The 13,548-nt window shown below is 52.4% G+C and carries 2 protein-coding genes; both read left to right on the forward strand.

The annotated features are described in order from the left end of the window. Positions 1 to 88 precede the first annotated feature (88 nt). Positions 89 to 5,680 carry a hypothetical protein gene (locus MHI24_RS26545; RefSeq protein ID WP_340022547.1) on the forward strand — a complete coding sequence of 1,864 codons (5,592 nt, stop codon included), beginning with the start codon at positions 89 to 91 and terminating at the stop codon, positions 5,678 to 5,680. 27 nt (positions 5,681 to 5,707) lie between these two features. Further along, complete coding sequence (locus tag MHI24_RS26550) at positions 5,708 to 13,477, forward strand: S-layer homology domain-containing protein (RefSeq protein ID WP_340022548.1); 7,770 nt, start codon at positions 5,708 to 5,710, stop codon at positions 13,475 to 13,477. Positions 13,478 to 13,548: the final 71 nt, after the last annotated feature.

Genomic DNA, 13,548 nt, shown 5'->3' on the forward strand with positions numbered 1-13,548 from the left:
AGCATAGGGAGTGAATCCAGACTACAACGAAGCTTGCTGCATGCCGGACAGGAAATGATGAATGAATAAGGGGGAGCATCAATTGTTAATGAGCAGGAGATTGAAGAGATATACCTCGCTAAGCTTGATTCTTAGCATGTTGTTATCGTTAATACCCAGTTCCTTTAGCGGACTGGCAGAGGCTGCGGGTGATGATTTTGAAGTCACATTCAAGACCGGAGCCCATGTAGGGAATCTGTCCTACCCCGCAGATAATACGTTTATTAACTTTTACAATGATATGGTGGAAGGCTTCAAGCAGACAGAAACCGACAAAGATGCCAAGTACGACTGGGCCAAGGGCGATATCTTTGCCGGTGTCAATGATAATGAAGCAACGGTTCAATTTGAGGTGAAGGTAGCCGACAACCCGATTCTGAAGAATATGGCGCTTAGCGGACATGCGGAGATGCTTACAGGATTCTCAGTATTGCGCCGCCACTCCGGGTTCTTATGGACACGTCATTCATCCATTACAGTCAGCATCGACGGAAAAAATATTATTAATGAACGAACCGGCAGCAGCCAGCGGTATAACAAATCGGCCAAGGCCATCATCAAACCTGATTCTATTATTAACATTAGGGTTTGGGGCGAAGGTGATGACGACGGTGAAGCAGCAGGTGTACGCGGATTCTACCTCAAGTTCCAGGATCTCAAGCGTCCGGTCATCGATAACTATACCTTCACCGGCAACGGTGCAGAACGTCTGAACGAGAACATTAATCAGAAAGAGCTGTATGTCAAAAGAGACGAGAACATCACGCTCAGCTACAACTTCAGCGAGCCGGTCAGACCGACTTCGGTAGTGGAGGCCAATTCTGATTATTTCCTGCGGCATAAGCTGTTCATTAATGATCCGGATACTGGATTGCCAGCGGCCGGACAGCAGCAGTATCTGCAGAATATATCTTTTAATGTGAACAATCTGAATTCCTACCAAAAGAAAATTGCCTACAGATATACAGGAGTTCCTTTCCATAACAGCAGCAACCTTCCGCTGAGACCGTTAATCACCGGAGGAACCACCGGCGGTGCACAGATGGATCTGTCGCTGGAGAATAAATTGAAAGAAGCCGTGCTCAGTGATGCAGCAGGGAACAAGGCGGTTTTCAATCTCAACACCGTGCCGAGCAGCGGCAGCAATTCCTGGGTGGAGCGCAAGGCCGGGAATCCGTTTGACTTCGACCGTGGCGGATACCGCGTCATCGTTGATGCCGTACGTCCCAAGTATTCCAAGACCAAGAATGGCATTCAGCCGGAGATCCTTACCGGGGTTACGCTCAATAAGGGAGATGTCATTGACTTCACCCTGCAGATGACCGAAGAGGCGATTGCCAAAACCGGCTGGGATGAGAAGAAAACCTTCATCCTCTTTAATAACGGAATGAAAGCCTATTATGTTGCAGGCCGGAATACACCGAATTGGAGCTTCCGCATGACCGTGCCTGACGGCAAAACGGTGGAAACCCCGCTTCTCAAGGCCATAGCTATATCTAATGATGCCAAGGGCGGCAGTGAGCCGATCCAAATGGATACCGATGTCATTCAGGATTACGCCGGGAATCTGTTGATTCAGCCTGCGAATTTCGATGGAATCCATGAAGAGAAGATCGCTGGTATTGAAGGCGGTGACTTCTCGCTCGCCAACTCCAAAATTGACTGGGCCAACCTGTTCATCGACAACACGCAGCCGGTGATCGGATACCGGTTCGAGGCAGGCGGTGCAACGGATGCGAAGTATGCCAAAAAAGGCAAGGTTACGATTGACGCCAACGATCCTTCCATTATAGTACCGCATCTTGATCCTACCGTCGCTGACCGTGGTACGGAGCGGCCGAGCCGCGGGATCTACCGCCCTTCCAATATGAGTGCGGAAGCCTCACCTTCGGTGGGTCTGGTGTACTACTGGTGGAGCCAGGATAAGGCTGATCCGTTCGCCGGTGTAGCCGGAGATCATTATGCAGCGCTTAAGCGTTATGCACTCTCCGCCAAGCAGCCGTCGGAAGAGCTGTATCCCGGAGAATTCGAGGATGTACAGCTATCTGTAGTGAACAACAAGACGAACCTGCTAGCCCCTCCGGCGGAAGCCTTCGAGGAAGGCAACAGCGGGGAGTGGTACCTGCATACCTGGACGGCCGATATGTCCTGGGATTCAGCCAGAGAGCTGATGCAGTACGAGAAGAAAAAAGCTTATGTCGCAACCCATCAGGAGCTGTATGATTCCTGGAAAGCAGAAGCGCCAGGCTCAGAAGCAGACAAAATCTTCTATGCAGACAATCAGGCGCTCGCGGCTGTTGGACAATATGGCGATCTGAGCGTCTGGCCGCTTGAGGATTTCAAGAATGACGATTCTAACTGGACGCATGAAGTAGGCGTGCTGAAGCTGGACAACCAGGGACCAGCCATTACCTTGGCCGGCGAGGACACCGCCACGGTGCAGGCTCTGGTCAAGGACCCGCATAGCGGAGTCAGCAGTGTACAGTACCAATGGGTAAAAGACGGGGATTCCCCGGCATCCACCAAGTGGGAGGATACACCATTCACAGGCTCGACTGTAACCCGGTCTACCTATGAGGATATTGATGAGGACGGCTCTTACTGGCTCTATCTGAAGGCGCTGGATCTTGCGGGCAATGAGACGATCAAGACACCGCAGGAAAGAGCGGTGGTTGTAAGTTCAGAGGCGGCAATTCCAACAGAGTTCACGCCGGAAGCCAATCCGAATTATGTGAAAAGTCATGATGTTACATTCTCGATCAGCGGCGTGCATCCCGATTATGTGGGCTATGCCATCAGCGAAAGCTCTCTTCGTCCGGGAGATGGTGAATTCACCGGATTGGAGGTTTCCGGGTCGTCCGGCATATCCCCAATGTCTGATAAAAGCCTGATAGAAGACGGATCGGAACCGGAAGCGTCTGGTGCCCCTACAGAGCCTAGTACTCCGGCTGAGCCGGAGGTTACAGCAAGCATCGGTCCGGTAGCCATAATGAAGTTCTTGTCCTCCGGGCCAGCAGCGCCTTCACTGACGCCGCTTGATTCTGAAGAGACTCCGGCACCGGATAGCAGTGCAGAGCCTGAAGCGACGCCAACTGCTTCAGCAGAAGCAACTGAACCGTCAGCGACACCAGGTGCATCAGCCGAAGCATCTGAACCGTCAGCGACACCAGAAGGCAGCACAGACGCCAAGCTGGCAGCCAAGGGCCGTGGTGCTTCTGTAAGTGAAGCGACTTACAGCTATGTCATTCCTGCTAAACCAGAATTGAACGGAACGCAATACATTCATCTTATGGTGAAGCATAGCGACAAAACGTACTACTACTCGAAGGCTTACTATTTTGACAATGAAGCACCGGCAGTATATTTCAGTCCTGATTCAGTTGCTTACCCGCTGCCGCTGCAGAAGACGAAGATTAGCGTGTCGGAATTCTACAGCAAAACAGGACTGGTCAGCAAGTATCAATGGGTCAGACAAGAACCGGGTGCAGACGTACCTACAGAGTCTTCTACCAAATGGGAGGTTGTCCCAGCAGGCGGCTCAGTATCCATCGACGACAAATCGCTGGATGCCGGAGAAATTGCTGAATACCGATTATATGTACTCGCGGTTGACGGAGCTGGAAACAGCACGATCAAGGCAACTGCAGGAACCTTCAAGGTCTCGGCAACGACCAAACCGGAAGCGCCGGTGTCGGATGCCAAGTCTTCTCTAATCTATCTGTCCGGTGATACAGTAGACGGCTACACGGCAATTGTGAAGCTGAGTCTCGAATCTGAGGACAAGACCGGATATGAATATTCAGTCTCACCGGATAACGGGGTGAGCTGGCTGAACTGGAGGCCTTACACCAACTTTGTAGCAGTGAAGGTTCCAACTGGCAAGCCTGAGGAGCTTCAGGTCTGGGTGAAGTACAGAACGCCGGGCGGTCTAATCAGTAAAGCAGCCAAGCTTGATATCGATGGTGCCTCTACCAGCGTAGAGCCGGTCTACGCGCTTGCTTCGCTCAGCGTGAACAGTCCGGTCAACGCCAAGGTTGGCGCAGATATTGAGATTACGCTCCCGCCGGGTATCCGCGTCATGCCGTCGAAGATTAATCCTTCGGTGCCGGTGCGGACAGGGAATTCATTCAAGATCTACGAGAATGGCTATTACAGCTTCGATCTGACCGATCTTAGTGATCCGGACCGGACAGATACGCTGTATCTGGTCGTGAAGAATATTGACGGTACTGCTCCTGAAGGAACCATTGAATATTCATACATGGAGAGTACGAACGGGAATGTGGTTGCTTATCTTCAGAGCACCTCTGAGCCGGTCACGATTGTGAACAATGGCGGCAAGACGGCCTACACGTTCACGGAGAACGGCAAGTTCGAATTCGAAATTAAGGATGCTGCCGGAAATGTCAATACGGTTGAAGCTACGGTTGCGAACATTAACAAGGAAGCCCCTAGGGTGAAATTGGTCCGTTCCTACCAATATGGCGAGAATGGCAGCCAAACCTTCGGTACCCTGAAGGATAGCAGCGGCAATGTGCTCTTCTCCACCGGCGTTACGGTTACGGTAGAGAAGGCGGATGCTTCGGCTAAAGCGTTCAACATCATCAGTCCGGATAAGAGCATTACACTCATGGAGAATGGAACGGCTTCATTCACGGTGACGGATGTGTACGGTAATACAGCAGTTATTAAAGAAAAAGTAACGAATATTCTCTCTTCACCGCCAGTACCGGACAAAGTGTCCTATACCTTTGTGGATGCCGATGGCAAAGCCGTCCCGGCCGATCAGATTGTGACCATCGGCGGACAGAAATATGCCAAGGGCAAAGTGAAGGTTACACTTAGCGGCACAGTCGCTGCCCCTAACCAGATGTTCTCGGGCGTAAGACCTATTTCAGACGGAACTGCTTATACGAACCAGATTAGTAAAGCAGATGGAACGTACAGCTACTGGCGTGCTTTTGAGAGCAGCGGGTCAGCGGTTATTGCCATCTCGGATCTTCTGGGCAATGTGAACAAGGTTCCGGTGACCATTGCCGGACTTGATAACACAGCACCTGAGCTGACACTGAACAAGGAAACGGTAGGAATTGTCCAGAACAAGAAGGACTTTAACTTCCGTACCGATCTCGGGGGCTTCACCGTTTCCGATAATGTATCGGCAGCAGCGGACGTGAAGGTATCTGTCAGCGGGCTGGACCTGAGCAAGCTTGGACGCCAGCGGGTAGCGTACACGGCGGTTGACCAGGTAGGCAATGAGACGGTGGTCTATCAGGATGTGGTAGTCGTGAAGGACGGCGGATTGCTGGTCTTCGGTAATGACACCTTAATCTCGGCTTCTTCCGGCGAATCAGCATTGTTCAATACCAATACCATTACCTTCAAGGTATCCGGCTTCAATCTGATGAAGGTAGGCGGAGTAGACAAGGTCAATCAGGCAGGAACATTCGATATTCTGTATTACCCTGGTCTGTACCGTGAGGGACAGCTGAAGCTGGTCAAGCAGAAGCTGACCTATGCTGAACTGGTGAGCAGTAATTTCAAGGTTACCTTCCCGAAAACAGGCTGGTACACCATCGTGGTAAGAACCCAGGAGCGGGACCGCGAATTTGCCACCTTCTTTGTCGGCAATCTGAAATAGTTGAAACAAGAACAGGGGGAATACTTGGTGAAGTTGTTTAAACGCATTGTAGCGGTAATGCTCACCGTAATCCTGGTATTTCTGTCCACCTCCGAGAGCTTCCATGCTCTCGTTGAGGCGGCCAGCAGTACCAAGACAACCATGATCCAGAATGACTTTATTAAGGTTACCGTGGATAACGAGACCGGCCGCTACGGCATTCGTACCGTAGAAGGCCAGCCGATCCGCAAGAATGACAACAATGTAAACCTGCTGTTCCAGGGGGATGACCCGGAAACGTCGTTCACGACGTTCCGGATCGACGGAACGGATTATATTTACGGCAATAAATACAAGTTCGATGCCAGCCATTATTCAGAGACTACTGCACCCAAGGTAGTGGAGAATTCCAATGGCACCAAGCAGCTGGAGATGATCTGGAAGATTAAAGGCGTAGAGATCAAGCAGATTCTGATGCTCTACACCGACAGCAAGGATGCTGTCAATTCCGGTAATGTCAACATCCGCTATGAGGTGAATAACAAGAGCGGTGCGCAGGTGCAGATCGGCAGCCGGATTCTGCTTGATACCATGGTCGGCGGAAACGACGGGCCGCAGTTCCAGATTGGCACAGCGTACAAGTCGCCGCTGCAGGTGGAGCGGAAGCTGATCCATAATCCGGAGGATGATCCCGGAATTCCGGAAGAGGACAGAGCGTACTTCAAGATCCCTGCTTATTGGGTAATGCGCGACAAGCTGGATCTGACGAATCCCCAGGCAACCAATGTGGTGGCCTACGGCTTCAATAACTTTGCCGAACAGAACATTAATATTGTGGATGAGATGATTGTCGGCCATTGGAACGGCCTGGCGAATACGAAATGGGATTACCAGGTACATCCGAACCTGGACTTCACCAGAGATACCAATGATTTCGGAACGGCGGATTCTGCGGTTGCCTTCTACTGGAACCCGGAGAAGCTGGCACCGGGAGGCTTCCAGAGCTTCGAGACTGTATACGGACTCGGGGAGCTCACTGCTCCGGATAAAGTGTTCTCGATCCGTTATGTCGATCAGGTTCAGCAGCTCGCTACCGAGCCGGTTGAAGGCGGAGGCGTACCGACTAAATATGATAACAACGGTGTCTTCAACGTTATTGCCGAGGTAGAGAATCTGCAGGCCTACAATATGGAGCACTCCAAGATTGAAGTGGAGATGACGCTGGAGAGCGGGCTTAGCTTCGTCAGGCAGGATGAAAAAGGAAACGATGTCCTGGATGCGAACGGCAATCCTGTCCTGGAGAATACCCGCAGCAAAATGCTGGAGTTCAAAAAGTCAGCCACACCTGATGAAGCGGCCATGGGCATTGAGCCCAAGTACAAGCCGGGCGACGCAGTTACCGCCACCTTCCGCGTTCAGGCCAAAGGCAGACCTTGGCCGGTTACCCGGGAATATATGATCTCCGCGAGAAGCCCGGAGACACAAGGCAAGATTGAAGGCGTTGAGGATGAGGGCATCAAGGCGCAGTATGAATCCACACGCACTAACTTCATTTTGCTGCCGCCGGTAGGAGAAGCGACGGCGACATATGCCTACTCACTTGCACCGGCTGAGCTGTACAGCACAGATGTGAAATATCTGACAGTGAATCTGTCAAATATTGAAGCCTACAATACGGGCAATGCAACGACTGCACCGAACTTTGACCTGTACCTCAAGAATAAGGCAAACGGTAACCGGTATAAGGTCAATGTCCAGGACGCAGTGGTGATGCAGCCGACAGATGACGGATTCTCCGGCGCCATGCGGATTACGTACCGCGGCGGTGATCAGGTGGATTCAGGCGGCAATGTGGTGGAAGCCGGACTTGGGCCTGAATTGCCGCTTGGCGAGTATCAGGTGGAGATTGATTACAAAGGCGACGCCGGCGGGGATGAGGAAGTAGCGGCTCTGTATGATATTACGACTCCGCAGTCCTTCCTGGTCACCGACAATAACGATACGCGAATCCGTGAGGCCGGAGTGATGGCGGTCTATAAGGAAGCTGTAGATATTAGCGGCCTTGCGAACGGAGCCTCTGTGAAGGATGAGCTGCTGGATCAGTTGAATTCTCTGTTCCCGGGCAAGCCTTTCAAGGACGGTTCGTTCCTGTACTCGGCTGTGACCGAGTATAAGAAGACCAAAGCGTTGTTCGGCGCAGCGAGCAAAGCGGTTGATCCGAAATTCGATATCAGCGAATTCATGGATGATGAAGCGCTGAAAGAGACTCCAATGTATGCTTACAAGCTGTTTGCTACAGAAGAGGACTTCGAGGAATTCAAGGAAGAAGCGGAAGCCAAGGACCCGGAATTCGACCGTGAGGTTCTGGTGACTGTCCGCGGTATGATCAAGCAGGTGGGCACTGGTGCTGAAGAGCAGGTTATCGTAGATACCAAGACAGAACCGGCAATTATTAATGATGCTGTAGCTTATACAGGTAAAGATCTGACTTTTGTACGCGGTAAGCTGGATATCTTCGGAAACACCCTTCCGGGTGATCTGCCCTTCCTGGATACCTTGTTTGTCAAGGGTGAGGGAACGCTGAGCGTAGCGAGCAGCGGGTTTGTCTTCCATAAGGGCGAATGGACCCTCGACTTCTTCAACGGCTTCAACAAGTCGCTTGGAGAAGAAGACTTCGATCCGGAGAAGGAAAAAGAAGAAGAAGATAAAGACGATGATGACGATAAGAAAGATGAGAAAGGTAATGACGGCAATCCGGAAGACGATACACAGAACGGCAGCTTGAAGTGGGCGGTCGGCGGCGTAGGCGACAGATTGAATCCGCTGCGCCAGATCATGATTGAGGATGTGTACTTTAACAAGCAGTCTCTGTTCGGGGCACCAAGCTTCTCGATTGACGGTTTTGGCTTCTCCTTCAATGATTTCATTCTGAGAGAGAACGGGATTTCCTTCGGCGGATCGTTGTCCCTGAAGATCATTAACTCCGAAATCAAGAATGTCATCTTCAACAGTGCCGGCTTCTATGGCGTCGATGCCTCCCTGGGCTTCGATCTCAATCAGGAGATGGGCTTGTTCGGACCGGATAAGAAGAAGGACGCGGATAAGAAAAAAGGTCCAGACGCTCCAAGCGGCAAGGTAACGATTAAGCATGCTGTGCAGGGTGGTGGCGTAGGCAATGAATATGGCCTGGAGTTCGCGGCGCAGCTGAAGAATATGATGGGTGTAGAGATTGAATTCTCGCTCAAGAAGGTAAAAGACGGCCGGATTCTCCCGGATGTCATTGCCTTCGGGGCAGAGCTTCCGCAACCGGGTATCCTGGTCACAGGTGCAACTTACCTGACCGCCGTGCGGGGTGCAGTACGTGAACTGGCGGACACCATTGCCGGCGGCACGGCAGAAGACCCGTTCCCGTTGACAATTCAAGCAGGTGTGGGCATGAGGTTCGGGATTGCCCCGGCGTATTTCTTCGGTGATGTGGACCTGACAGTGAAACGTACCGGCCTTAAGATCGAAGGCAAGCTGGATTTCGCCGCCAAAGCCGATGCGGAGAAAGACGACCGGCTTCCAATGCTGACCAAAGCGCTGCTCGAAGCGCAGTGGGTAACCCCATGGTTCGTGCGCGTTGAAGCAGAGATGGATATCGGCGGATGGGACATCATCATCGGGAAGGCGGGGATCTTCGTCGGACAAAATCTGGAGAAGAACCGCACTGATTTTGAAGGCTACATCAGCTCGAAGGTGCAGATTCCGAACGATGTACCGGTGGTCGGCGGTATGCCGCTGTCCAGTATGTTCCTTGGGGTCAACAATGACAAGGTCTGGGGCAGCATCGGTATTCTGTTCATCTCCCTCGGCATCACCTATTACTGGAGTGGAGGCATTGAATTCGGTACCTCTACAGACCAGCTGCCGGAAGGCATGATCCATCTGGTAGTGGATGATCCTGAGCTTGGACCGCGCCTGATGGTGATTGGTGCAGGTGTGCAGACGCTGGCAACGTCCAAGGTAGCTACCGAGGATGAGAACCAGGAAATTATCTACCGTGAGGTAGAAGAGGGCGTTAAATATGTTGAGAACGGATCGGTTAATGTCGGCGTAGGCGGCATTACGGTCAAGAACGGCGGCAGAATCCATGAGATTCCGATGGACGGCGTAGCCGGCAATGCCATTATTGAAATGGAGTACAGCAGCAAGGAAATGCCGGAATTCAAGCTGCAGGATGCGTCAGGCAAGAATTATCCGGTGAAATTCGACAACACGAATACTGATCCTACGGCAAATGCTTTTACACAATATATTCCTGCAAGCTTCAAATCTGGAGATAAATCCAGACTGAACGATGAAGTGGATATTCGCAGAGCTTATATCATTATTCCTGAGAATGAAGCCACCAAAGGCGGAACTTGGAAGCTGACAGCCGTCTCGGCGGTTGACACCAAGCTGCTCAACGTCCCTACCCTGCCTACGCTGAATGAAGTCAGCCTGGCGAAGGACAGCTCGGATGCGAATAAGTTCACAGCCTCCTGGAAAGTAGCCAACGCAGCCGAAGGCGATACTGTGAACCTGTATCTGGCTGAGGATGCAGTTACGAACCGCAAGGAAATGCTGAATGGCCAAGAAATTCTGCAGACGGGTGATCCGGGCATGCTGATTGCCAAGGATGTGCCGGTCGGCGCAGGCGGCTCGGTCAGCGGCGGAATCACCAGCGGCAGCAAAGTAATTGATGTCACCAATGTAACATTGATGGGCAACCCCGAGGATATCCGCGGATTGCTCAGACAAGGCAACTATTACCTGCGGGCCGAGCTGAAATCCAGCTCGAACTTTGGGACGAAGACATCACCGCAGCGCTTTGAAATCATTGATCCGCTTGCACCGCAGAGTGTCAGTGAGGTCAAGGTTGAGCCTGCCGGCAACGGTTTGTTCTCGCTCTCCTTCAAGCCGGGAGCGAAGAAATCGGGTCAGGGCGGCTTCGAGCATAGCTACGTGGTCGATGCGAAGCTGGATGATGGCAGCAAACTGAGTGAATATGCTCCGTTTGGAGAGCTTTTGTATACCGAGCAGGAGCTTAAGCCTTACTGGAATGCGTCCACAGGCAAATACGAAGGTCTGTTGATCGGCGGCTGGAAGGCTGTAACTACAACAGATGAAGTCTACAAGGGCAGCCTTGAAGGCACAGTGCTTGATCTGAGCAAGGTGAAATACGTCGGTCTTCAAGAGAATAAGAACTACGTCATCGGCGTTACTTCCGCAACGGTTCCAACCGAGGATGCCGACAAGCATCAGAACTATCATTATGCCGAGCGGCGGGACAGCAGCAGCACCTTGCTGCCGGTTCCTAGTCTGCCGAAGCTGACCTTAACCAGCACATCAGGCACAGTAGACGATAAATCCGGCAACTACGTGAACCTGTTGACGAATGAAACGAAGCAGAAGCTGACGCTCTCTTCAAGCCAGTCCAATGTGACGGTGGAAGCTTTCTATGCTGACAAATCCATTGCGACAGTAGCTCTGAAGAACAAGGCAGATGGCACAAGCGAAGGTATTCTCAATCTCGACCAGTTCCAGACGGACGGACCGTTCGCTCTCGAACTGAGAGCCAGAAACACAGTGACTAAGGACATCTCGGTAACCATGCTGTATATGACTGTGGATACCATCGCACCGGTGCTGTATCTCACAGAGCCGGTTACGGGTGAACGGACGGCGAACGGTGAGATTCGTGTAGCAGGAACTACAACTACAGGAACCAAGCTGAGCGCAGTGTATACCGTGAGCCAGTTACAGCCGGATGGGAAATACAAGGATGTTGAGATTCCGGCTTCACTTTCAGTGGACCCATTAACCGGTGATTTCAACGGAACCGTGAAGATTAACTCGGCTGACCCTTCCGTCGCCCTCAGCATTGTGGCTAAGGACGAGGCGGGCAATCAGAATACAGCGGTTGTGGATATTACGAATGCCGGCTTCAAAGTACCGGTTGCCCTGGTTCTGAAGGGCGCAGAGACGCTGACGCCGGGTGCGGCAGGCCAAATTCAGGCCTATCTCAAGGTGTCGGATGGCAAGGATGATAACGGCAAGCCGAAATTCAAGGATGAGCCGATTACCGGCAAGGATCTGGCTAATCTGACTTATGAAATTGCCGTAGGCGATGCAGTATCCCTGTCGGCACAAGGCAATGTTACTGCACTGGCTACAGGCTCCAGTCTGATTGAAGCCGAGTACAAGGTGTCTGAGGGTGTTACGCTCAAGGGCATGGCGGTGACGACTGTAGCTGTACCGGAACCGAGTGAACTCGGTACTGTACAAGCCGTATCCTCTGCGATTAGCGGAGACAGCAACCACACGAAGATTACGGTGACTTCCGCCGGGGATATGACCGGACAGCAGATCGCTTACAAGGTCTTCTCGTCCAATCCGGCAGAACTGAAATTTAATGACAATGTAAGCTCATGGAGTCTGCTTCCGCTTGATGGTATCGTGACCGCTCATCCGGGTGCCATCGTCGTGCTGGCTAAGCGTACCTCCCTGGACAAGCTGGTTAAGGCTTCCGGTAGCGTTCCTGTATCAGTCTGGACCAGCAGCGGTTCAGGCGGTGGCGGCGGTGCTGGCGGCGGAGGCGGTGGTGCCGTACCGGGAGTTGTTGAAGAACAAGCGCCGGAACAGGCCGCCGAGGTTACCGTCAACGGCCAGGCCGTGAAGACAGAGTGGAATGGACTTACAGCCATCGTACACATTACGGATAAAGAAGCTGCGGCTGGCAGTGACCTCACGGTAAGCTCCACCGATCCGAATGCCAAAGCATTCAGTATCCGTGTAGACCAGAGCGTGGTTCAGCAGCAGCTGACCGCGAAGAAGAAGATTGTGATTGAGGTTCCTATGGGACAATTGGTGATTGCACCTGAGAATCTTGCAGGTGTAACAGCAGGACTTACCATCGGTATTGGTGCCAACAGTGCTGCCGATCAGCAGGCCATGAAGGCTGTTGCCGACCAGCAAGGCTTCACCCTGATGGGGGCTGGACAAGGTGCAACAGTTACCGTGAACCTGCCGCAGGCCAGCTGGACTCCGGCACTCGCCGCCAAGATCGCGATTCCTGCGCCGCTTGCGGCCAAGGAGATTACGGCCATGGTGCTTAAGGACAAAGACGGCAACTGGACAACAGTACCTTGGAAGCTGGACAGCAGCGGCACAGCAGTCCATGTGCAGCTGACCGGAGAAGGCAGCCTCTTCTTCATCCGCAACCAGAAGACCTTCAAGGATATGCCTTCAGGCTGGGGTAAGGAAGGCATTGCGGCTGCATCCGCCAAGCTGTTCGTTATGGGTAAGTCAGCGGAACTCTTCGATCCGGCCGGTAAAGTGACCAGAGCAGAGTATCCGACCATCCTGCTGCGTGTTACAGGTCTGATGAACAAGCAGGCAGCTTCTGCAGGCTTCAGTGATGTCAGCAGCAGCAGCTGGTATAACCGCAGCGTCTCCATTGCCGCAGAACTGGGTATTGTCACTGGTCTTGAAGGCGGCAAGTATGCGCCTAAGGATACGCTGACACGGGTGGAAGCGATGACGATGCTGGGCAGATTGCTGAATCAGGTTAATCCGGGCAGTGAGCTGAGCGAGAGTGAAGTCACCTCGATCCTCGCTGGTTTCACTGACAAGGACAAGGTTCCGGCATGGGCAAGACAAGCAGTGGCAATGAGCATCAAGAACGGCATTATCCTCGGAGAAGGCAACAAGGTGAATCCGTCCAGTCCGCTTACGCGTGAACAGGCGGCAGCCATTGCCATCCGGCTTGATCAGTTCATTACAGCCAAGCAATAACAAGGATGTGCCCGTTCGCTTGTAAGCGGGCGGGCACACTCTGCTGGGAGTTCCCCAATCACAATACTATT

The sequence above is a fragment of the Paenibacillus sp. FSL K6-1096 genome, assembly GCF_037977055.1.
Lineage (GTDB): Bacteria > Bacillota > Bacilli > Paenibacillales > Paenibacillaceae > Paenibacillus_AQ.